Origin of the sequence: Amycolatopsis xylanica, assembly GCF_900107045.1 — a bacterium.
Classification (GTDB): domain Bacteria; phylum Actinomycetota; class Actinomycetes; order Mycobacteriales; family Pseudonocardiaceae; genus Amycolatopsis; species Amycolatopsis xylanica.
The window spans coordinates 277,029-298,242 of the sequence record NZ_FNON01000007.1 but is presented as its reverse complement, the minus strand read 5'-3'; the positions used below and the strand labels follow the sequence as shown (position 1 = coordinate 298,242).

Below are 21,214 nucleotides of genomic sequence, written 5' to 3'. Positions count from 1 at the left end.
ACCTTACGCAGGCGGCGCGCACCCCGGCGTCAGCTTCGCGACCTGCTGGCCCGCGAGGAGGAACGCGCCGACGCCGTACGCCGCGGTGCCGTCCGGCTTGGCCGGGCCCGGCTTGGAGCCGACCGGCTGGACGTAGCCGAGCTTGCCATTGGCCTGCAGTGCCTTGGTGCTCAACGCGGTCCAGCCCTTGTCGACGACCGGCTTGTAGGTCGCCGCGTCGAGGATCCCGGCGTTGATGCCGTACGCGATGCCGTAGGTGAAGAACGCCGTGCCGCTGCTCTCCGGGCCGCCGTACTGGTACGGGTTGAGCAGGCTCGAGTTCCAGAACCCGTCCGAGCGCTGCACCGCCTTGAGCGTGGCCGCCATCTTCTTGAACACCCGCAGGTACTCCGGGCGGCGTGGGTCGTTCGCGGGCAGCACCTGCAGCACCTTGGACAGTGCCGAGATCGCCCAGCCGTTGCCACGCGACCAGAAGGTGTTGGAGCCGATGTAGCCGCCGTCGCGCCACCACAGGCCGGTCGCCTCGCTGAACAGGCCGCGGCCGTTGACGCCCTTTTCCGTGTAGTGGAACAGGGTCTGCATCGCGTCGAGGGTGGCGGGGCTGTTGTCCAGCACGCCGAGCCTGGCGAACGACGGCATCGCCATGTTCAGCCCGTCGACGTAGTTCCAGTACTTGGTGTGCCCCTGCTGCACGCTCGCGACCTCGTCCGCGACCCGCTTGCGCAGGTCGGCGATGATCGGCGCGTCCGGGTGGAAGTAGGTGAACAGGTCGAGGTACGCCTCGCCCGCCGCTTCGAAGTCGGGGAAGAACGGCTTCTTCGCGTCGGTCTGCAGCAGGTAGTTGTTGGCCTTCGCCCACGGCAGCGTCTTGTGGTTGGAGACCCCGGTGGTGCGCACGAGCGCGAGGTTGCCGACATGGAAGGTGGCGTTCTCCCAGCCGTTCGACGCCAGGTTCGTCCCGTTGTTCACCCAGTAGTCGCCGGCCGAGACCATTTTCTGTGCGACGTCGCACAGGTCGGCGGGCACCGGGTCGGCTTGCGCCGGGGCAGAGGTGGCCAGGCCACCGGTCAACGCGGCCGCGAGAGCTAACGCGAGCGCGCGGATACGAACGGACATTTCCGTCTCCTGTGCGTTTCCATGGCGGCGGTCGAAAGCCGACTATGGTCTGAACCACCTACCGTGTCAATGGACCGCTGAGCGGTGAGTTTGATGCCCGAAACCGATATGTCAAGCCAGATCCGGCGTCGGGGCCATCGACTCGAGCAGTCGCCGGGAAGCGGTTTCAGCGCCGTCGGCGTTCTTCGCGAGCACCATGGTCAGCACGCGTGAATGCAGCACCAGCGTGGAAACCGACAGGTCGCCAGGCGCGTCGAGCAGCTCACCGCGCGCGTTCAGCGCGGCGACCACCGGGACCTGCAATTGCGCGATGAGCGCGTTGCCGGAAGCGCGGATGAGCGCCGCGTGGAACTCGCAATCGGCCGTTTTGAACGATTCGTGGTCCTCCCGGTCCACCGCGTCGGCCATTCGCTCGTACGCCGCGGCCATTTTGGACAGTTCGTCCGGACGCCGGTGCTGGGCGGCCAGTCGTGCCGCCTGCGGTTCGATCGTGAGCCGCAGTTCGAGCAATTCGCGTAATTGATGACCGCCGTTCGGCCCATGCATGCGCCAGGCGATCACGTCGGGATCGATGGCGTCCCAGTCATCTGGGGGCAGCGTCCAGGTGCCGACCCGGGGCCGCGCGGTGACCATGCCCTTGGATTCCAGCACCCGCAGCGCTTCCCGGACCACCGTCCGGGAAGCGCCGAACCGGCGCCCGATGTCCTCGGGCACCAGTGGCTGATCGTCGCCGAGTGTCCCGGTGACGATCAGCCTGCCCAGCTCGTCGACGATGCGGGCGTGCAGGTTGCGGCCACCGGCCCTGCTCTCGCCGCCTGAGGGCGCGGGCATGCTCACGCAGGCAGGCCGACGCGGCGTTCCCCGCTGCGCAGCTGCTGCAGCACCACCGCGGCGACCAGCAGCAGGCCGTGCGCGACGTTCTGCCAGAACTGGTTGATGCCGAGGCCGGACATGCCGTTGTCGAGCACGCCGACGATGAACACCGCGAGCACGGTGCTGACGATGGAACCCTTGCCGCCCTTGAGCATCGTGCCGCCGAGCGCGGCCGCGGTGACGGCCTGCAGTTCGAGGCCTTCCGAGCCCGAGGTCGGCTGGCCGGACCCGGTCCGCGCGGTGATCAGCAGGCCCGCGATCGCCGCGACCATGCCGACGAGCGCGTAGACGCCGATGATGTAGCGGTTGATGTTGATGCCGGCCAGCCGCGCGGCGGTGTCGTTGCCGCCGATGGCGAAGATGTTGCGGCCGATGTCGGTGTAGCGCAGCAGGAAGTGCAGGATCGCCGCGACGATGAAGAACACCCACACCAGCGTCGGCAGGCCGAGCACCGAGCCCTTGGCGAGGAAGATGAACAGGTCGTCCGCGCCGGTGTAGCCCTGCGCCTTGCCGTCCGAGACGACCTGCGCGATGCCCTTGTAGGTGGCGAGCGTGCCGAGCGTGGCGACCACCGGGTTGACCCGGCCGAAGATGATGATCATGCCGTTGACCAGGCCGCACAACAGGCCGATGACGACCGCGGCGAGTATCCCCGCGCCGGAGCTGCCGGTCGAGGTGTAGACCATCGCCGAGACGACCGACGCGAGCCCGGCCATCGAGCCGACCGAGATGTCCAGCGCGCCGAGGATGATCACCAGCGTCTGCACCAGCGAGAGCAGGCCCATGATGGTGATCGCGCTGCCGATGAGCAGCAGGTTGTTGGTGCGCAGGAAGTTCTCGTTGAGGAAGCTCAGCAGCACGACCAGCGCGATGAGGGTGAGGATCAGGCTGCTGTTCTGCACGCCCATGCCGGTGAGCACGCGGCGGATCGGCGAGATCCTGGCCGTGGCTTCGGCGGGTTCGGCGGACATGGGGTTCTCCTGGCGGGTGGGCGCGGTCATGGGGTCACCTCTGCTTCGGTGGCCGGGATGGCGAGGGTGAGTACGGCTTCTTCGGTGGCTTCGGACCTGGCGATCTCGCCCGCGACGCGGCCGCCGCGCATCACCACGATGCGGTCGGCGAGCCCGAGCACCTCGGGCAGGTCGGAGGAGATGACCAGCAGCGCCATGCCGTCGCGGGCGAGCCCGTCGATGATCCGGTAGATCTCGGCCTTGGCGCCGACGTCGACGCCGCGCGTCGGCTCGTCGAGGATGAGCAGCTTCGGGTGCCGCGCGAGCCAGCGCGCGAGCACGGTCTTCTGCTGGTTGCCGCCGGAGAGCTTGCGGACCTCCTGCTCCATCGACGGCGTCCGCACACGCAGCTCGCGCACGTATTCGTCCACCAGCGCCCGTTCTTTGGCCCGTTTCACCACCCGGAAGCGGCGGATCCGGTCCAGCACGGCGATGCTCACGTTGTCGCGGACGGACCGTTGCATCAGCAGCGCGTCGGCCTTGCGCTCCTCGGGCGCGAACCCGATGCCCGCCTTGACCGCGTCGCCGGGATTCTTGGCACGCAACGGTTTCCCGTCGAGTTCGACGGTGCCGGAGCGGACCGGGTAGTCGCCGACGATCGCCTTCGCGAGCTCGGACCGGCCCGCGCCGACCAGCCCGGCCAGGCAGACGACCTCGCCGGTGCGCACCTCGAACGAGATGTCCTGGACGTCGTCGGTGGACACATTGGACAGTTTGAGCATCACGTCGCCGGTGTCGGAGCCCGAGCGGCGCACGAGTTCCGAGAGGTCACGGCCGATCATCATGCGGATCAGCTCGTTCTCGTCGGTCGCGGACGCCTCGCGCGCGCCGATTAGCCTGCCGTCGCGCAGCACCGCGATCCGGTCGGCGAGCTGGAAGATCTCGTTCATCCGGTGCGACACGTAGACCACCGCGACGCCGTCGTCGCGCAGCCTGCGGATCAGCCGGAACAGCGCTTCGACCTCGTGCTCGGACAGCGACGAGGTCGGTTCGTCGAAGGCGATGACCTTCGGCGGCGTGACGGCGACGAGCACACGCAGGATTTCGACCAGCTGGCGCTGCGCGGGCGAGAGCTTGCTGCCGAGCGTCGCCGGGTCGAGCACGCCGGCGAAACCGTAGCGCTCCAACGCTTCCTCGGTAGCCTGCGTGAGCGCGCGGCGGTTGAACACCCGCCCGCGCGCGGGCAGTTCGCCGACGAAGACGTTCTCCGCCACCGAAACGTGCGGGATGATCTCGGGCTCCTGGTAGATCACCCGGACACCGGCGGCCATCGCGGCGCGCGGGGTGTCGAAGGCGACGCGCTCGCCGTTGATCTCGAGGTGGCCTTCGGTGGGGGCGTGGTCGCCGGAGAGCACACGCAGCAGCGTCGACTTGCCCGCGCCGTTCTCGCCCATCAGCGCGAGCACCTCGCCGGGCCGGAAGTCGAGGCTGACGTCACTGAGCGCCGCCACCGCGGCGAAGCGTTTGCTGATGCCCTCCGCGCGCAGCGCGACAGGCGGTGGTGCGGACATGCTTGTCTTCCTTGGGGTCGTTCACGGCGGACAAGAAGCCCGGCGCCGTCGCGGGAACGGCGCCGGGCGGGTCGATCAGGTGCAGTTGACGCCCGCGGTCTTGAAGTTGTCCTTGTTGACGATCTGGGTCTTGGCGATCGTCTCCGCCGGGAGCTCCTTCGAGTTCTTGATCTTGTCGAAGAGCACCTGGACCGCGGTCTTGCCGACCTCGGCGCCGGAGATGAACAGCGCGGCCTTGTTGCCGGTGTCCTTGCCAGCCGCCCAGTCCTTGCAGGTCAGGTACGCGCCGAGGCCGACGCCGATGGTGTCGGCCGCCTTGACGCCCGCGTTCGCCAGCGCGGTGACCGCGCCGGTCTCGTTCTCGTCGTTGCAGCCCCAGACGACCCAGTGCTTGACGTTCGGGTTGGATCCGATCACCGCGCCGGTGCGGTTCTGCGCGTCGACCGGGGTGTTGTCCGTGCCGACCTCGACGACCGAAACGTCGGCGCCCGCGTCCTTGGCGAAGGCCTCCTTGGCGGCCTTGACGCGGTCGGTGCAGACGGTCAGGTCCTGCTTGTAGGCACTGATGATCTTGGTGTCGGCCGCCGCCCAGCCCGCCGCCTTGAACAGCTTCGCGGCCTCCTTGCCCACCTCGGTGCCCATCGCGGAGCCGTTGAAGCCGACGAACGGGGCCTTCGCGCCCGCGTTGTCCTTGATCACGTCGTCGGAGGCGACCAGCGGGATGCCCTTGGCCTTGGCCGCGTCGATCACCTGCGGGCCGATGGCCTGGTCCGGCACCACGATCGCGATGCCGTTGGCGCCCTGCGCGACCGCGGCGTCGAGTTCGTTGATCGCCTTGTTGGCGTCCTGGCCGAGGTTGACCACGTTCAGTACGACGCCCAGTTCCTTGGCCTTGGCCTTGGCACCCTCCGCCTGCTCGACGAAGTACTGCTGGTCACCCTGCTTCTGCAGGTAGAACAGCGTGATCTTGCCGTCCTTCGGCGCGTTCTGCGCGGGGGCCGCGGTCTCCTTGCCGGAGGAACAACCAGCGAGAACCGCACCGGCAATCAAACAACAACCAACAGCGCTCCAGGCACGCAGCCTGTGCGGGTATGTGGACATCAAGTGCTCCCATGGGACCGGGGATGAGTGTTGCGGGCGGGTGAACGCCGTGTGTCTCGTATTACAAAACAGTCTTCGCGGCGGAGTCAAGAGCCTGCTGCCAGCCGGTTAACTGATCGACATGCACTTTTCGTCACTGATCGTCACCGTGCGCGTTGACAATTGTCGTATTTATGGACAGGCATAGGCATTGTGCTGGGCGTTTGCTGACGTGGGTGTTCTTGTTGACTTGAGTTCGGTTGTCGACAAGACCACTAGGGTGAGCGCATGCGAGAGCTGACAGCGGAGTTACTGGGCGGACCGGCGTGCGCACTGGGTGAGGGCCCCGGCTGGGACGCCGGGCGCGGGGAGTTGTCCTGGATCGACATCCCGGCGGGCGAACTGCATCTGGGCACCTTCGAAGCGGGCACGCTGACGCACACCACGACGATCGGAGTCGGCGGCTCGGTCGGCGCGGTCGTGCCGCGCGCGGGCGGCGGCTGGCTGGCCGCGGCCGGGCCGGGATTCACCGCCATCGACCGCGACGGCACGGTGACCGCGCTGGCCGAGGTCGGCTCGGCGGTGCCCGGCACGCGGATGAACGACGCGAAATGTGACCCGGCAGGCCGGTTCTGGGCGGGCAGCACGCACGAGCGTGAGGCGGCGGCAGGCAGCCTGTACCGGGTCGACCTGGACGGGAAGGTGACCTCGTTCCGCAGCGGCATCGGCGTCTCGAACGGCATCGGCTGGAGCCCCGACGGGACGCTGATGTACTACGTCGACAGCCCGATCTGCTCCTTCGAGGTCTACGACTACGACGTCGCGACCGGCACCCCGACGAACCCGCGGCAGGTGACCAAGCTGGATGGCCCGCCGCCGGTGCCGGATGGCCTGACGGTCGACGATGAAGGCTGTGTCTGGGTGGCTTTCTGGGATGGAAGCCAGGTGCGCCGCTACACGCCGTCGGGTGAGGTCGACATGGTCGTGAACGTGCCTGTCGCGCGCACGACCTGCTGCACGTTCGGCGGGCCGGGCGGCGGGACGTTGTTCATCACCACCGCGCGGACGCATGGTCTCGACGAGCCGTACGCGGGTCAGGTTTTCGCTTGCGAGCCCGGGGTTTCCGGTCCGCCGACGGTCGCTTTCGCGGGCGAACTCCCACGCTGACAACGGATGAAGGCCTCGTCTGCCGACGAGGCCTTCATACTGTCGAGGTAGAGACGGGATTCGAACCCGTGTGAAAGGTTTTGCAGACCTTCGCCTCGCCTCTCGGCCACTCCACCGTGCTTGGTACTCCTCCAGGTAACCGTGGATCACGCGTCGCCGCAAAGGATTCCACAGAATGGGATCAGAGATAAAGCTCGCGGTAGGACGCGATGTGGCCCCAGCCCGTGGTAACGGAGTCGGCCGCCAATACCGCGTGGACGATCGCGCGGGCGACGACCACGCTCGCCGCTTCGAGCAGCATGCCGACGTCCGCTGTCGTCTTCCCGGTCGCGGTGGCGAACATCGTGTCGCCGTCGCCGAGGCAGTGCGAGGGCTGGATCCCCAGCGCCAGGCCGTCTTGCGCGCGGCGGGCGAGCTGATGGCACTCGACGGGGGTGAGGAGCGCGTCGGTCGCGACGACTCCGATGACGGTGTTCATCGGTTTGCGCGTCGTGCGTGCGCGAACGGTCTTCGCGAGTAGTTCGTGTGCCGTGTGGACGGTGTCGGTGTCCGGTGTGGACAGGACGAATTCCTGCCAGTCGACGATCTTCCCGTCGCGCACGCGGCTCGTTTCGCCGAACCTCAGTGCGTAGGGCAGGCCGTCCGGGCCGATCGTCGAGCCGACGGCGTTCATCGCGAGCAGCGCGGCGATGACCGTGCCGTCCGGCAGCACGGTGCTGGCCGAGCCGAGCCCGCCCTTCATCTCGGCGGTGAGCGCGCCGGTGCCCGCGCCGGCGTTGCCCTCCGACACCGCGTAGCCGTCGGCCGCGCGCAGGGCCGCGACGCCGGTCGCCGCGTCGGGGCGCGCGTGGAAGTCGCCGCCGCGGCCGAGATCGAACAACGCGGCGGCGGGCACCAGCCCGCCCAGCACGTCGCAGACGCCGTGCGCGGCGGACAGCCCGTACGAGCTCCCGCCGGTGAGCACGAACGCGGAGGGGGAGTGCGCGCCGTTGCGCGGGTCGAGCGCGGCCGTCTCGCGGGTGCTCGGCGCGCCGCCGCGGATGTCGACGCCCGCGACCGAGCCGGGTGGCGGCACGATCACCGTGGTGCCGGTCAACGCCCCGTCCCCGATCCGGGTGACGTTCCCGACCTGGATTCCGGGCACGTCGGTGAGGGAATTCAGGCGTCCCGCGGTCATGGCTTGATCGTAGTGCCGTGTACGCAAAGCGACCATTTGGACACAGGTGGCCTAGTGGCGTTCACGGACGGGCTAAGTGTGTGCCAACGCTGCGTAAGGCACTATGGGCCTCGATGTCGAATTTCGCGAAGCCTCTGACCGTGCTCGCCGCGCTGACGCTCGTGGGCGCGTGTTCCGCGACCACCACTCCGCCGGCGCCTCCGCCCTCGGCGCCGCAGCCGGTCGCGAAGGCGCCCGAAGGCACGTTTTCCGTGGTGGCGACCGGTGACGTGCTCATCCACCCGGCTCTCACCGACCAGGCCCGCGAGGACGCGAAGGACGGCGAGTTCGACTATCGCCCGTTGTTCGCCGGTGTGAAGCCGGTGGTCGAAAAAGCGGACCTGGCGATCTGCCACCTCGAAACCCCGCTCGCCGAAAAGGGTGGCCCGTACAGCGGTTACCCGTCCTTCAGCGCGCCGCCGGAGGTCGCCGACGCGCTCAAGGACACCGGCTACGACACCTGCTCGACGGCGTCGAATCACACCCTCGACCAGGGCGCCGACGGCATCAAGCGCACCCTCGACAAGCTCGACGAGTCCGGCATCAAGCACACCGGCTCCGCGCGGTCCGCGACCGAGGCTGCCAAGCCGCTGATCATGGACGTGCACGGCGTCAAGGTCGCCCAGATCTCCTACGCCTTCGGCTTCAACGGCATCAAGATCCCCGAAGGCAAACCCTGGCTCGCCAACCAGATCGACGCGGCCCGCATCATCGCCGCGGCCAAGGCCGCCCGCGCGGCCGGGGCGGAAGTGGTGCTGGTCAGCCTGCACTGGGGCGTCGAGTACCAGCACGAAGTCACCGACGAGCAGCGCCAGCTGGCCAAGAAACTGCTGGCCGAGGACTCGATCTCGCTGATCATCGGCCACCACGCCCACGTCGTCCAGCCCATCGAGCAGGTCGGCGGCAAGTGGGTCGCCTACGGCCTCGGCAACCACGTCGCCCGCCACTCCGAACCACGCGGCTCGACCGAGGAAGGCGTGGCCGCGCGCTTCACCTTCCGCAAGGCCGCGGACGGCTGGACCGTCGACAAGGCCGAGTACATCCCGACGCTCCTGCGCCTGGGTCCGCCCCTGCGCCTCACCGACCTGACTTCAGGCAAGCCCGACGACCGGGCCAAGCAGGCCCTGAAGGACACCGACGAGGTCGTCCTCTCCCGAGGCGGCGCCAAAGCAGGCCTCACCCGCCCCGGCGCCTAGGGGTCAAGGGCTCGTGCGCGTTGCGGGCGGTTCTAACCGCCCGCAACGCGCACGACCCCTTGGCCTCTGGGTACGCGGGTGGGGTTGGCCAGCGGGATAAAGCCCGCTTTATCCCGGCCCAGGCGCGTCGGGGGTCGTGAGTGGTACGGCCGGTTCTAACCGGCCTAAACACTCACGACCCCCGAGGGACCCGCCTCGCAGTCGGTGGGCTTGGGTCAGGGCCTCCCTCACCCGAACCCACCGAGTCAGGGCCTCCCTCACCCGAAATATCGGGTGAGGGAGGCCCTGACCACCTGCAACCGGGTGAGGAAGGCCCTCACCCAGCCGCATCGGGCACGCCACATTTGCCCTTCCCCTCAATAACCGCCCGCAACGCGCACGACCCCTTGGCCTCTGGGTACGCGGGTGGGGTTGGCCAGCGGGATAAAGCCCGCTTTATCCCGGGCCAGGCGCGTCGGGGTCGTGAGTGGTACGGCCGGTTCTAACCGGCCCGTACCACTCACGACCCAGGTCATGGGCGGGGTATTGGTCTAGACGAGTGCTTGGTCTAGACCATCCGAACGTCGGTTGTTCCTGGACTGGGCCGCGCCTACCTTGGGCGAAACGACGCCTTTGTTCCAGGATCGGAGCAGGTATGTTCAGTCGGAAATCACGCTTACTCGGTATCGCGCTGGCGGCCGTGCTCGCCGTCCCGCTGAGCGGGCACCCGGCGACCGCGTCAGTCCAGGCGGATGTCTGCGCGGTCAAGTCGAGGCCGTCGGGCAAGGTGCTGCAAGGGTATTGGGAGAACTGGGACGGCGCGTCCAACGGCGTGCACCCGCCGCTCGGCTGGATTCCCATCACCGACAGCCGGATCGCCGCGCACGGGTACAACGTCATCAACGCGGCGTTCCCGGTCATCCGCTCGGACGGGACCGTGCTGTGGGAAGACGGGATGGACGCGACCGTCAAGGTCGCCACGCCCACCGAGATGTGCGCGGCGAAGGACGCGGGCGCGACGATCCTGATGTCCATCGGCGGCGCCGCGGCCGGGATCGACCTGAGTTCCACGGCCGTGGCGGACAAGTTCGTCGCGACGATCGTGCCGATCCTCAAGAAGTACAACTTCGACGGGATCGACATCGACATCGAGACCGGCCTCGTCGGTACCGGCAACATCAACTCGCTTTCGCCGTCGCAGTCGAACCTCATCCGCATCATCGACGGCGTGCTGTCGAAGATGCCGTCGAACTTCGGCCTCACCATGGCGCCCGAGACGGCGTACGTCACCGGCGGCAGCGTGGTCTACGGCTCGATCTGGGGCGCGTACCTGCCGATCGTGAAGAAGTACGCCGACAACGGCAGGCTGTGGTGGCTGAACATGCAGTACTACAACGGCAGCATGTACGGCTGCTCCGGCGATTCCTACCAGGCCGGGACCGTGCAGGGCTTCGTCGCGCAGACGAACTGTCTCAACAAGGGCCTCGTCATCCAGGGCACGACGATCAAGGTTCCGTTCGACAAGCAGGTTCCCGGCCTGCCCGCGCAGCCCGGCGCCGGCGGCGGGTACATGTCGACCTCGCTGGTGTCGCAGGCATGGAAGAGCTTCGGTACCAGCCTGAAGGGCCTGATGGACTGGTCGATCAACTGGGACGGTTCGAAGAACTGGACGTTCGGCAACAACGTGAAGTCGTTGCAGGGCCGCTAGAGGTGAGCCCGGGATAAAGCCCGCTTTATCCCGGGCCACGCACCGCCAGGGGGAGCGTGAACTGGATGGTTTCCCGCGCCACCACACGTTCTTCCACCGAAACCGGCGCCAGAGCCGCGACCACCTCGTCGACCAGATGCGGGGGAGCGGAGGCACCCGCCGTGAGGCCGACGACCCGAACACCCTCGAGCCACTCGGGCCGGATCAGCGAAGCGTCCTCGATCAAGTAAGCAGGAACCCCGCACTTCGAAGCGATTTCCACCAGCCGCACGGAGTTCGACGAGTTCGCCGAGCCGACCACCAGCAGCAGGTCCGACTCGGCCGCGACCGCTTTCACCGCTTCCTGCCGATTCGTGGTGGCGTAACAGATGTCGTCCGAACCGGGCCCGCGCAGCGCGGGAAAACGCTTCTCCAGCACGGAAACCACCTCGGACGCCTCGTCGGCCGAGAGTGTCGTCTGCATCAGGTACGAGACCCGCTCGGGGTCCGGCACCTCGACCGTGGCCGCCGCGGCGGCGTCCTCGACCAGGATCATCGACGACGGCGCTTCGCCGAGCGTGCCGTCGACCTCCTCGTGACCCGCGTGCCCGATGAACAGCACGGTGTCACCGCGCGCCGCGAACCGGCGGGCCTCGGCGTGCACCTTGGTCACCAGCGGGCAGGTCGCGTCGATCACGGACAGACCGCGGAGAGTGGCCTCCTCCCGCACGGCGGGTGAAACGCCGTGCGCGGAGAAGACCACCGTCGCGCCGTCCGGCACCTCGTCGAGTTCGTCGACGAAGACCGCGCCGCGCGTTTCGAGCTCCGCCACAACATGGGTGTTGTGGACGATCTGTTTGCGGACATGGATCGGGCCGCCGCGCTGGGCGAGCGCGCGGTCGACGATGTCGATCGCGCGCTCCACCCCCGCACAGAACGACCGCGGGCCCGCCAGCAGCACCCGCAACCCGTCAGTGGTCACGTCTTGTCACCATGTTCGCCAATACGGTCAGTTCCGCCGACGGCCGGGGCGCGGGCCGTGCCGAAGCGAGCCTGGACAGCGCCCGCTCCAGCAGTTCGGCCGCCTGCGCCTGGCTCCACGCGCGGCCGCCCGCGCGCTCGACCAGCTCCGCGGCCCGCTCCAGCTCCTCGGGCGAGAGCGGCTTTTCGCGGTGGTACAACGCACCGAGCTCGTCCGACGCGCCGAGCGCGGCCACCACCGGCAGCGACTTCTTGCGGTTCTGCAGATCCGAGTAGACCGGCTTCCCGGTGACCGCCGGGTCGCCCCAGATGCCGAGCAGGTCGTCGATGTGCTGGAACGCCAGCCCCAGATCCCGCCCGAAGCCGCCCAGGTGGTCGATCTGCTCGTCGCTGCCGCCGCCGACCAGCGCGCCCAGCGCGCACGCCGCGCCGAGCAACGCCCCGGTCTTGCCTTCGGCCATCGTCACGCATTCGCTCACCGCGACGTCCGCCCGATCCTCGAACGCGAGGTCGGAGGCCTGCCCTTCCAGCAGCTGCAGCACCGCCGTGCTCAGCATCCGCGTGGTCCTGGCTGCCGTCGGATGCCCGCCTGCCGCGATCACGTCGAAGGCCTGGACCATCATCGCGTCGCCCGCCAGTATCGCGGGCCCGGTGCCGAACACGCTCCACGCCGTCGGACGGTGGCGCCGGGTCAGGTCGCCGTCCATCACGTCGTCGTGCAGCAGCGAGAAGTTGTGCACCAGCTCCACCGCGACCGCCGTCGGCACGGCCGCGGCCGGGTCGCCGCCGATCGCCTCCGCCGCCAGCAGCACCAGCGACGGCCGGATGGCCTTGCCGCTGTCGCCGCGATCGGCCTTGCCTGCCGAATCCCACCAGCCGAAGTGGTAGCCGGAGATGTGCCGCATCGACTCCGGCAGCCGGTCGACGGCTTCGCGCAGCGCCGGTTCCACCAGGCTCCGCGCCCAGGCGAGCACCTGGGGTGCCGACCTGGACTGCGTGCGCACGTCAATCGTGGTCATCGCGGTTTTCCCCTCTAGCGCGCGATCTCGACGTTTTCCAGCACGCCGAGCGCGTCCGGCACCAGCACCGCTGCCGAGTAGTAGGTGCTGACCAGGTAGGTCGCGATCGCCTGCTCGGTGATGCCCTGGAACCGCACGTTCAGCCCAGGCTGGTACTCGTCGGGCAGGCCCGTCTGGTGCAGCCCGATCACGCCGTTGTCGTCGACCCCGGTACGCATCGCGATGATCGACGAGGTGCCGGTCTCCGAGATCGGGATCTTGTCGGACGGCAGGATCGGGCAGCCACGCCACGCGTTGACGGCCTTGCCGTCGACGACCGTGCCTTCCGGGTACAGCCCGCGCTTGGTGCACTCCCGGCCGAACGCGGCGATCGTGCGCGGGTGGGCGAGGAAGAACTTCGTCTTGCGGCGCCTGCTGAACAGCTCGTCGAGGTCGTCGGGGGTCGGCGGGCCGCTGCGGGTGTGGATGCGCGAGCTCAGGTCGGCGTTGTGCAGCATGCCGAAGTCGCGGTTGTTGATCAGGTCGTATTCCTGACGCTCCCGCAACGCCTCGATGGTCAGCCGCAGCTGTTCGTCCAGCTGGTTCATCGGGCCGTTGTAGAGGTCGGTGATCCTGGTGTGCACTCGCAGCACGGTCTGCGCGACCGTCAGCTCGTACTCGCGCGGCGCGAGTTCGTAGTCGGCGAACGTGCCGGGCAGCCACGGCTCGCCGTCGTGACCGGACGACAGGTCGATCGACGCCTCACCACGCGCGTTCTGCGGCTTTTCCCCGCTGGCCAGCGCGTTCTGGACGTGCTGGCTGAGCAGCTCGGAGCGCCCGTTGAGATCCTGGAACGCCGCCGAGCGCAGCTTCAGCACGATCACCGGGGTCAGCGCCTTGGCCGTGAACAGCCAGTTCCGCTCGACCCCGCTGAGCACCTCCTCGCCGAAGTGGTCACCGTCGGCGAGACTGCCGAGGTCGACCTCGTCGCCGTACTCGCCGGGGCCGACCTTGCCGACCTTGCCGTGCGCGATCAGCACGACCTCGTCGGCGGGCGTGCCGCGCTCGACGATCACGTCACCGGGCTGATACTCGTGCTGCACGAACCGGTCGGCGAGCGCGACCAGCGTGTCCTCGTCGTCGAAACCACGCAGCAGAGCCAATTCCGACAGTTCCTGCGGCACCACCCTGATGTCGGCGCCGACGTTGGTGAAGCTCACCCGGCCGTCGCCGACGGTGTACGTCAGCCGCCGGTTGACCCGGTACGCGCCACCTTTGGCCTCTTCCCAAGGCAGCATCTTCAGCAGCCAGCGCGGCGTGATGCCCTGCATCTGTGGCGCGGTCTTGGTGGTCGTCGCCAGCTTGCGCGCCGCGGCCGTGCCTAGGCTCAGCCGCTGCTCCGGCTCCGTTGTGGTCATTACAGAATCCGCCTATCTGGGTTTCGGGGTGCTGGCAGGACCCGGCGCGTCCACTGTGGACGCGCCGGGACAGAGGCTGGAGCGGTGCGGGTCAGCCGACCTGCGCGCCCTCCAGCACCGCGATGGCGTCCGGCACCAGCACGGCGGCGGAGTAGTAGGTGCTGACCAGGTAGGAGATGATGGCCTGCTCGGAAATGCCCATGAACCGGACGTTCAGGCCTGGTTCGTACTCGTCGGGCAGCCCGATCTGGCGCAGGCCGACGACGCCCTGGTTCTGCTCGCCGGTGCGCATCAGCAGCACGTTGCTCGTCCTGGTGCCGCTGACCTCGAGCTTGTTGCAGGGGAAGATCGGCACGCCGCGCCACGCGGGCACCTTGTGGCCGCCGACGTCGACGCCGGTCGGGTAGATGCCTGCCTTCGAGCACTCGCGGGCGAAGGCGGCGATGGCCTTCGGGTGCGCCAGGAAGAAGCCGGGCTCCTTCCACACCAGCGAAAGCAGCTCGTCGAAGTCGTCGGGGGTCGGCGGGCCGGTGCGGGTCGGCACCCGCTGCGCGAAGTCCGCGTTGTGCAGCAGGCCGAACTCCTTGTTGTTGATCATTTCGTACTCTTGGCGCTCACGCAGCGCCTCGATGGTCAAGCGCAACTGCTGCTCGATCTGGTCCATCGGGTTGTTGTAGAGATCGGCGACGCGGCTGTGCACCCGCAGCACGGTCTGCGCGACACTCAGCTCGTACTCACGCGGCTTGGTCTCGTAGTCGACGAAGGTGCCGGGCAGCAACGGTTCCCCGTCGTGGCCGGACGAGATGTCGATCTCGGCCTCGCCGAAGTTGTTGGCCTTGCCGCTCTCCGAGGTCGCCTCGGAGATCTGCGCCTGCAGCGATTCGGACTGTTCGAGCACCTGCTCGAACGCCTGGCGGCTCAGCGTGAGCACGGTGACCGTGGTGACCGCCTTCGCGGTGAACTCCCAGATCCCGTCGGCCGAGGTGAGCACCTGCGCGCCGAAGTAGTCGCCGCCCTTCAGCACCCCGAGCGCGGTCTCGTCGCCGTACTCGCCGGTGCCGGTCTTGCTGATCTTGCCGTGCGCGATCAGGTACACGGTGTCGGCAGGGCTGCCGAATTCGACGAGCACCTGACCGGGTTCGTACTCGTGCTGGGTGAACCGGCGCGCCAGCTCCGGCAGCACCTCTTCGTCCTCGTACCCCTTGAGCGGCGGCAGTTCCCCGAGTTCCGCCGGGATGACCTTGACGTCGGTGCCGGTCTTCTCGAAGGTGACCCTGCCGTCGCCGACCGCGTAGCTCAGCCGCCGGTTGACCCGGTAGGCACCACCGTTGACCTGCGTCCACTGAAGCATCTTGAGCAGCCACCGCGACGAGATGCCCTGCATCTGCGGCACGGATTTGGTCGTCGTGGCCAGGTTGCGTGCGGCGGCCCGGCCCAGGCTCAACTGCGAATGTTCGGCACCCTGTGAGCCTGCGGCAGAAGTGTCCGATTCGGTCACGGTCACAGCAAGATCCACCCATCGATAGTCGTGCGGAAATGTAGTTTTTAAAAATGCGGTAAACAGGGTTTTTGGTGATTAATTCCCCGGTAGCCCGCCCCGTGGATTCAACATAGCAACCCGCGAACGGCAGACAAGCACACGAATGGGTTAGAGCCGATATTCACCTGAACGCCAGTCGTCCTACGATTGGCCCCTGGTCAACTATCCTTGTGTCCCTGGTCCGTTCGGGTCAAGTGTTGCGAAGATCATCCTGCTGTGACAAGAGGTCACGCCCCTGTTCACGATTGGAGTAGCGGCCGAACGGACGAGTCAACGGAAATGCCCCGTTTGCCGGGACGGGTATGCCGAATTGCGCCAACTCAGTGACACCGGCGTCTTTACATAGAACCACTCGAATGAATTGACGGGGGTGGTCTTGAAGCCGTGATCAACGCTGGCTAACTTGAACCGTCACCGGGAGGAAGAAAAATGAACATCTACGTGTCCGGCATCCTGTGGGTGGCCGGAGCGGCCGTCGTCGCCGCCGTCATCGGATACCTGGTCAGGCGATTCGGGTGGGACGAGGGGCGGGCGGAGAACAACGACGCGGCCGGTCAGGTGTTCACCATCGTCGCCGGCTTGCAGGCGGTGCTCGTCGCGTTCGTCCTGATCGCGCAGTTCGACACGGTCAAGGCCACCCAGGACGGTGCCACCCTCGAAGCCGACAGCCTGGTCGCGGCCACCTGGGCGGCCGACGCGCTCGGCGACACCACGAAGGACAAGGTGCGCACCCTCGCCGCCGCGTACTCGAAGACGGTGGCGGAGAAGGAATGGCCGCGCATGCGGGACGGCGGCAAGGTGCCCGACACCGCGTGGGGCCAGCTCGAGGAGATGCGCAAGGCCGTCGCCGAGGCGCCAGCCGAGGAAGACTGGGTGAAGGACCGCAAGATCGAGGCGACGAACCAGCTCTGGCAGGTCTACCAGGCGCGAGAGGCGCGGATCGCCGCGGCGAAGGACGCCGGGGTCGGCGCGGTCGTCTGGTTCGCGCTGATTCTCGGCACGATCGTCACGGTGCTGCTGCCGAACCTGTTCGGTGGCACCAAACTGGCCGCGCACGTCATCATCGTGTCCACTTTGGCCGGCACGATCACGTTGCTGCTGTTCGCCATCTATCAGCTGCAAAACCCGTTCACCGGGGGAGCCAAGATCGGCCCCGACGCGTTCTCGTCCGCGCTCGACCGGCTGAGCTGACGAGCTGACGTGCGCAAACTCTTCGCGCTGGCAGGCGTCGTCACGATGACCGCACTTCCGGTGCTGGTCACCTCGTCGGCCGCCGCCCAGCAGGCGGCAGGCTGCCGGGTCATGCACGCGCTGAACGTCTCCGAAGGCCCGACGTCGAAGATCTCGCTGCTCGATCTGCCCGAAGCGGCGGAACAACCGTTGCCTGCCATCGGGTATTGGGTCAACGCGCTCGGCTACTCGGCCACCCAGGACCTGGTCTACAGCATCGCCGACGGCGACAAGAAAGGCCGGTTCCATGACGGCGGGCACGTGCTCACCATCGACCGGACCGGGAAGACGGCCGATCTCGGGCCGGTGCGCAAGGTCGGCGGCAAGACCGGCCCGTGGAGCGTCGTGACCGGCGCCACCGCCGGTTCCATCGTCGGAAACCTTTGGTACATCAGAAAAGAGGGCAACCTTTACACAGTGGACGTCGATCCGGCCAGCCCGAATTATCTGGCCGTGCTGAAACGGACCTCGCTGCGGCCGATCACGCTCGCCATCGGCGTCGACGATTTCGACTTCAACCCGGCTGACGGGTTGCTCTACGGCATTTCCACCTCGTTCCGCGCGAAGGGCGCGGTCGTGACGATCGACCCGGCCACCGGGATCACCAAGACCGTGCCGGGCTTCCCCCGGGTGCCGGAGGGCACTGCGTACGGCGCGCTCGTGCTCGGCCCCGACGGCACGCTCTACACGACGGCGAACCGGATCGGCACCCGCAGCGTGCTGTTCCGCGTCGGCCGCGACGGCTCGGTGACCGAGCTGGCCTCCGGTCCGCCGCTGATCAGCTCCGACGCCGCCGGCTGTTTCTCCGTGCCGGTCCCGCCACCGCCACCACCCCCGACGCCGACTCCTGAGCCGCCTCCGCCTTCGGAGACCCCGGAGCCGCCACCACCGTCCACATCGGAGCCCGCACCGCCGGAGCCACAACCCGAGCCACCGTCGGCACCGCCTCCGGTGGAGCGGCCGCCGGTCGTTCCACCGCCGGTGCCGACCCCGTTGCCGCAGCCTCCGCCGCCACCCCCACCTCCGCCGCCACCCCCGCCCCCGGTGGTCAAGAAGCCGTATGTGGCGCCGAAAACGTCGATGCAGGCCGTCAAAAAGGACCAGCGCACCCAGCAGAAGCGCCGAGTGGCGATGACCACACTGGTGCTGATACTGGGCGGTGCGGCCGCCGGGCACGCCATCAGGCGCGCTCGTTAACCTGCTCGACGCTTCCGAGACATCTGTGCCGCAGAGAATCCCGCGGACTGTCTAGGAGGCCATGGATGAAGTTCAGAAGTGTCGCGGCGGCGATCCTCGTGCTGCCGCTGCTGACCGCGGGCACCGCGGCGGCCGACTGCCGCCCGGTGCAGGTGTACAAGACGAAGATCCCGCCGCTCGCCACGATCGGCGGAGTGGAGATCAAGGGCAGCTCGTTCGGCTCGGCGCTCGCGCCGGTCCCGGGGTCGCGGACGGAGTTCTACGGGCTCACCGACCGCGGCCCCAACGTCGACGGCCCCAACGGCGAGAAGGTCGAGCCGATCCCGGCGTTCACCCCGTCGATCGGCCGCTTCCGCCTGCGCGACGGCAAGGCCGAGCTACTCCGCGTGATCCCGCTGCGCGCGAAGGACGGCACACCGTACTCCGGACGGCGCAGCACGCAGGCCGACACCGGCGAGACGATCGTCGACCTCGACGGCAAGCCGCTCGCCCCCGACGTCAACGGCTACGACCCCGAGGGCCTGGTCGCACTGCACGACGGCACGTTCTGGGTCTCCGACGAGTACGGCCCGTTCATCACGCACTTCGGCCGCGACGGCCGCGCGATCGAGCGCCTCTCGCCCTTCGACGGCTCGCTGCCCACCGAGCTGAAGTACCGCGTGCCGAACAAGGGCATGGAAGGCCTGACCGTTTCGCCGGACGGAAAGACACTGGTCGGCATCATGCAGTCGGCGCTGCGGCAACCCGACCTGACCCAGAAGCCGGGCAACGTCGCGGTGATCCGCATCGTGACGGTCGACCTGCGTACCCGCTCGACGCACCAGTACGTCTACCTACTCGACGACCCGAAGACCCACAGCGGCGCGATCAGTGAGATCACCGCGCTGGGCGGCTCGAGGTTCCTGGTCGACGAGCGCGACGGCAAGACGGCGCCGGGGGCTTACAAGAAGCTGTTCGGCATCGACCTCGCGGGCGCGACCGACGTGACGGGCCGGACGATCGACGGCAAGTCGCTTGAAGCGTTCGCGGGCACCGACGACACCGCGACCGTGTCGGCCCGCCTGCTCGCGGCCGGCGTCCGCCCGGTTTCGAAGAAGCTGACGCTCGACCTCGGCGCGCTGGTCACGAAGATCGACCCGGCCGGCGGGTTCTTCGGGCACGACAAGGTCGAGGGGATCGCCACGAACGACGGTGGCCGGACGCTGGTCATCAGCAACGACAGCGACTTCGGCATCGACGGCGTCACCACGGCGGCGCCCCCGTACGGCCTGCGCCGCAAGACCCTGCCCGACGGCTCGCAGGACGACGGCGAGTTCCTGGTCATCGACACCCGCCGCCTCTAGCCCGGGTGGTGACCCGGGATAAAGCGGGCTTTACTCCAGCCCGGGATAAAGCCCGCTTTATCCCGGGTCTCAGTACTTGAACTGGTCCACGTTCTCCGTGGTGATGCGCAGCGGGTCGCCGAGCAGGAGCATCTTCTGCTCGGCGTTGTACTTGACGGCGGGCAGCTCACCGCTGACCTTGTTGGTCTCGAGCAGCGGCTTGCCGTCGGCCACCTGCTTCGCGGCCCACGCGGTCAGGTAGCCGAGCTGCTCGACGTTCCACAGCACCGACATCGAGCACGAGCCGTCGGCGAGATAAGGCTTGATGGCCTGCGGGGTGCCGACGCCGACCGTGAAGACCTGGCTGATCTTCTGCTCCTCGCGCACGGCCTTCGCGACGCCGGGCGCCGAGGTGGTGCACTCGCCGACCAGCCCGGTGAGGTCGGGGTGGTCGCGCATGAGCTCCTTGGCGAGCACGGTCGCGGCTTCCTCGTCCTCGCTGGCGTAGACGATGTCGACGATCTGGGCCTTCGGGTACTTCCGGGCGGTGTAGGCCTTCTGCGCGGCGATCCAGGCGTTGAGGTTCTGCGCGGCCGGGCCGCAGGAGACGATGGCGTACTTGCCCTGGCCGCCCATCTTCGACATGAGCGCCTCGGTGAGCGCGGCCCCGATGCCATCGACGTCGGCCTGGTTGACGAACAGCTCGCGCTGCGAGCGCGGCGCGTCGGTGTCGGACGTCATCACGTGGACGCCCTTGCGTCTCGCGTCGGCGATGGCTGGCGCGAGCGTGTCGGGGTCGTTGGGGGCGACCACGATCACGTCGACCTTCTGCTCGACGAGCTGACGCATGATGTCGACCTGGGCGCTCGCGTCCGCGGTCACCGGTCCCGTGAAGATCCACTGCACGCCGAGCTGTTTGGCGGCTTCCTGCCCGCCGGTGTTCATCGCTTCGAAATAGGGGATGCCCTTGACTTTCGGGATGAACGCGATCTTCGTCTGTTTCGCGTTGGGATCGGCAAGGGAACCGGCGTTCTGATCCTGACAGCCGGTCAGCCCGAGCGTTCCGCAGAGCGTGAGCAAGACGGTTACGACGAGTTTCTTCGTCGGCCTTCGCATCTCCACCCTTTCGAGGTGATTCCGTTGTGGTAAATCTGCGCGTGCGGCGGAGATCCCCGCAAAGGTAGGGGATTGCGCCATCTGGGTCAACGTATAGTCGAAAACGTTTGCGCAGCCGTGCTCATGCGCGAACATGCATGCATTACCATGATCACGATGTCCCGTTCCGGCAGTCACCCGATCGTGCGGTGGACGCTGCTCTGCGCCCTGCTGCTCGGCGTGGTCGCGATGCACCACGTCGTCGCCGCGCATGGGCCCGGACATGGGGTTTCGCAGGTCATGGCCGCGGCGCCGGAAGCCCTTACCGAGCCGGTCGCCGACGAGCCGGGTGTCCCGGCGGACGGGATGCTGCACCTCTGCCTGGCGATCCTGATCGCTTTCGCGGCCGCCGCTTTGACGTTGCTGGCGCTTCGGAGCCGTTTCCGCTCAGGTGTGCGCATGGCGGGCCCCGCGTATTCCCGCGCATTCGCACGGGCGCCGCCGGCGGCGGTGAGTGGACGGGTAATCCTGCACCTCGCTTGTGTGCTGCGGATCTGATCGGCGGGATTTCACGCCGACCCAGTCCGTACCACCTCGA

The 21,214-nt window shown here is 68.0% G+C and carries 18 protein-coding genes and 1 tRNA gene; 7 read left to right on the top strand and 12 right to left on the bottom strand.

Features of this window, described 5'->3' with window-relative positions; all coding sequences use genetic code 11:
* Positions 1 to 3: 3 nt before the first annotated feature.
* The 5 genes from BLV57_RS30770 to BLV57_RS30750 form a co-directional block, all read right to left on the bottom strand.
* Positions 4 to 1,116 carry a glycoside hydrolase family 88 protein gene (locus BLV57_RS30770; protein WP_091294722.1) on the bottom strand — a complete coding sequence of 371 codons (1,113 nt, stop codon included), beginning with the start codon at positions 1,114 to 1,116 and terminating at the stop codon, positions 4 to 6.
* A gap of 111 nt (positions 1,117 to 1,227) precedes the next feature.
* Positions 1,228 to 1,947 carry a FadR/GntR family transcriptional regulator gene (locus BLV57_RS30765; RefSeq protein WP_091294721.1) on the bottom strand — a complete coding sequence of 240 codons (720 nt, stop codon included), beginning with the start codon at positions 1,945 to 1,947 and terminating at the stop codon, positions 1,228 to 1,230.
* Between the two features lie 2 nt (positions 1,948 to 1,949).
* A complete protein-coding gene (locus tag BLV57_RS30760; protein WP_091294719.1) occupies positions 1,950 to 2,990 on the bottom strand; it encodes an ABC transporter permease in 1,041 nt (346 codons plus the stop codon).
* Positions 2,987 to 4,510 (bottom strand): sugar ABC transporter ATP-binding protein, encoded by a 1,524-nt coding sequence (locus BLV57_RS30755; protein WP_091294718.1) that lies wholly within the window; start codon positions 4,508 to 4,510, stop codon positions 2,987 to 2,989. The genes BLV57_RS30760 and BLV57_RS30755 overlap by 4 nt, the downstream gene beginning before the upstream one ends.
* 75 nt (positions 4,511 to 4,585) lie before the next feature.
* Positions 4,586 to 5,560, bottom strand: coding sequence for a substrate-binding domain-containing protein (locus BLV57_RS30750; protein WP_091294716.1), 975 nt, complete (start codon positions 5,558 to 5,560; stop codon positions 4,586 to 4,588).
* Between the two features lie 318 nt (positions 5,561 to 5,878).
* Here BLV57_RS30750 and BLV57_RS30745 point away from each other — a divergent pair, with 318 nt between their 5' ends.
* Complete coding sequence (locus tag BLV57_RS30745) at positions 5,879 to 6,757, top strand: SMP-30/gluconolactonase/LRE family protein (protein ID WP_091294714.1); 879 nt, start codon at positions 5,879 to 5,881, stop codon at positions 6,755 to 6,757.
* Between the two features lie 45 nt (positions 6,758 to 6,802).
* On the opposite strand, the gene BLV57_RS30740 is transcribed toward BLV57_RS30745, so the two are convergent.
* Both BLV57_RS30740 and BLV57_RS30735 read right to left on the bottom strand, forming a co-directional pair.
* A tRNA-Cys gene (locus BLV57_RS30740) sits at positions 6,803 to 6,873 on the bottom strand.
* 65 nt (positions 6,874 to 6,938) lie between these two features.
* Positions 6,939 to 7,934 (bottom strand): P1 family peptidase, encoded by a 996-nt coding sequence (locus tag BLV57_RS30735; protein WP_091294713.1) that lies wholly within the window; start codon positions 7,932 to 7,934, stop codon positions 6,939 to 6,941.
* 113 nt (positions 7,935 to 8,047) lie between these two features.
* Between BLV57_RS30735 and BLV57_RS30730 the strand changes: the two genes are divergently transcribed.
* Complete coding sequence (locus BLV57_RS30730; protein WP_091294711.1) at positions 8,048 to 9,169, top strand: CapA family protein; 1,122 nt, start codon at positions 8,048 to 8,050, stop codon at positions 9,167 to 9,169.
* Between the two features lie 634 nt (positions 9,170 to 9,803).
* Entirely contained in the window at positions 9,804 to 10,856 is a 1,053-nt protein-coding gene (locus BLV57_RS30725) for a chitinase (protein ID WP_091294710.1), read from the top strand.
* Between the two features lie 25 nt (positions 10,857 to 10,881).
* Here BLV57_RS30725 and ispH read toward each other — a convergent pair whose 3' ends face one another.
* The 4 genes from ispH to BLV57_RS30705 all read right to left on the bottom strand — a co-directional run bounded on the left by ispH (position 10,882) and on the right by BLV57_RS30705 (position 15,736).
* Positions 10,882 to 11,817: a 4-hydroxy-3-methylbut-2-enyl diphosphate reductase gene (gene ispH / locus BLV57_RS30720; RefSeq protein ID WP_091294708.1), complete on the bottom strand. Its 936-nt coding sequence runs from the start codon at positions 11,815 to 11,817 to the stop codon at positions 10,882 to 10,884.
* On the bottom strand, positions 11,807 to 12,835 hold the full coding sequence (locus BLV57_RS30715; protein ID WP_091294707.1) for a family 2 encapsulin nanocompartment cargo protein polyprenyl transferase: 1,029 nt from the start codon (positions 12,833 to 12,835) through the stop codon (positions 11,807 to 11,809). Before BLV57_RS30715 ends, ispH begins: the two co-directional genes overlap by 11 nt.
* Before the next feature lie 14 nt (positions 12,836 to 12,849).
* Entirely contained in the window at positions 12,850 to 14,232 is a 1,383-nt protein-coding gene (locus tag BLV57_RS30710; RefSeq protein ID WP_091294705.1) for a family 2B encapsulin nanocompartment shell protein, read from the bottom strand.
* A gap of 91 nt (positions 14,233 to 14,323) precedes the next feature.
* Positions 14,324 to 15,736, bottom strand: coding sequence for a family 2B encapsulin nanocompartment shell protein (locus tag BLV57_RS30705; protein ID WP_091294703.1), 1,413 nt, complete (start codon positions 15,734 to 15,736; stop codon positions 14,324 to 14,326).
* A 465-nt stretch (positions 15,737 to 16,201) separates the two neighbouring features.
* Between BLV57_RS30705 and BLV57_RS30700 the strand changes: the two genes are divergently transcribed.
* The 3 genes from BLV57_RS30700 to BLV57_RS30690 all read left to right on the top strand — a co-directional run bounded on the left by BLV57_RS30700 (position 16,202) and on the right by BLV57_RS30690 (position 19,542).
* The gene (locus tag BLV57_RS30700) at positions 16,202 to 16,963 is read left to right on the top strand and encodes a bestrophin-like domain (RefSeq protein ID WP_091294702.1); all 762 of its coding nucleotides are present in this window, start codon (positions 16,202 to 16,204) and stop codon (positions 16,961 to 16,963) included.
* A gap of 9 nt (positions 16,964 to 16,972) precedes the next feature.
* Entirely contained in the window at positions 16,973 to 18,199 is a 1,227-nt protein-coding gene (locus BLV57_RS30695) for a DUF6923 family protein (RefSeq protein WP_091294700.1), read from the top strand.
* Between the two features lie 65 nt (positions 18,200 to 18,264).
* Complete coding sequence (locus BLV57_RS30690; RefSeq protein WP_091294698.1) at positions 18,265 to 19,542, top strand: esterase-like activity of phytase family protein; 1,278 nt, start codon at positions 18,265 to 18,267, stop codon at positions 19,540 to 19,542.
* Between the two features lie 69 nt (positions 19,543 to 19,611).
* On the opposite strand, the gene BLV57_RS30685 is transcribed toward BLV57_RS30690, so the two are convergent.
* Entirely contained in the window at positions 19,612 to 20,637 is a 1,026-nt protein-coding gene (locus BLV57_RS30685; RefSeq protein ID WP_091295112.1) for an autoinducer 2 ABC transporter substrate-binding protein, read from the bottom strand.
* A 156-nt stretch (positions 20,638 to 20,793) separates the two neighbouring features.
* On the opposite strand from BLV57_RS30685, the gene BLV57_RS30680 reads away from it, so the two are divergent.
* Positions 20,794 to 21,174 (top strand): hypothetical protein, encoded by a 381-nt coding sequence (locus BLV57_RS30680; RefSeq protein ID WP_143047182.1) that lies wholly within the window; start codon positions 20,794 to 20,796, stop codon positions 21,172 to 21,174.
* Positions 21,175 to 21,214: the final 40 nt, after the last annotated feature.

Coding starts and splice junctions, on each gene's coding strand:
- BLV57_RS30770 (WP_091294722.1), bottom strand. CDS start 1,116: ATGTCCGTTCGTATCCGCGCGCTCGCGTTAGCTCTCGCGGCCGCGTTG.
- BLV57_RS30765 (WP_091294721.1), bottom strand. CDS start 1,947: ATGCCCGCGCCCTCAGGCGGCGAGAGCAGGGCCGGTGGCCGCAACCTG.
- BLV57_RS30760 (WP_091294719.1), bottom strand. CDS start 2,990: ATGACCGCGCCCACCCGCCAGGAGAACCCCATGTCCGCCGAACCCGCC.
- BLV57_RS30755 (WP_091294718.1), bottom strand. CDS start 4,510: ATGTCCGCACCACCGCCTGTCGCGCTGCGCGCGGAGGGCATCAGCAAA.
- BLV57_RS30745 (WP_091294714.1), top strand. CDS start 5,879: ATGCGAGAGCTGACAGCGGAGTTACTGGGCGGACCGGCGTGCGCACTG.
- BLV57_RS30735 (WP_091294713.1), bottom strand. CDS start 7,934: ATGACCGCGGGACGCCTGAATTCCCTCACCGACGTGCCCGGAATCCAG.
- BLV57_RS30730 (WP_091294711.1), top strand. CDS start 8,048: ATGTCGAATTTCGCGAAGCCTCTGACCGTGCTCGCCGCGCTGACGCTC.
- BLV57_RS30725 (WP_091294710.1), top strand. CDS start 9,804: ATGTTCAGTCGGAAATCACGCTTACTCGGTATCGCGCTGGCGGCCGTG.
- BLV57_RS30715 (WP_091294707.1), bottom strand. CDS start 12,835: ATGACCACGATTGACGTGCGCACGCAGTCCAGGTCGGCACCCCAGGTG.
- BLV57_RS30710 (WP_091294705.1), bottom strand. CDS start 14,232: ATGACCACAACGGAGCCGGAGCAGCGGCTGAGCCTAGGCACGGCCGCG.
- BLV57_RS30700 (WP_091294702.1), top strand. CDS start 16,202: ATGAACATCTACGTGTCCGGCATCCTGTGGGTGGCCGGAGCGGCCGTC.
- BLV57_RS30690 (WP_091294698.1), top strand. CDS start 18,265: ATGAAGTTCAGAAGTGTCGCGGCGGCGATCCTCGTGCTGCCGCTGCTG.
- BLV57_RS30685 (WP_091295112.1), bottom strand. CDS start 20,637: ATGCGAAGGCCGACGAAGAAACTCGTCGTAACCGTCTTGCTCACGCTC.
- BLV57_RS30680 (WP_143047182.1), top strand. CDS start 20,794: ATGTCCCGTTCCGGCAGTCACCCGATCGTGCGGTGGACGCTGCTCTGC.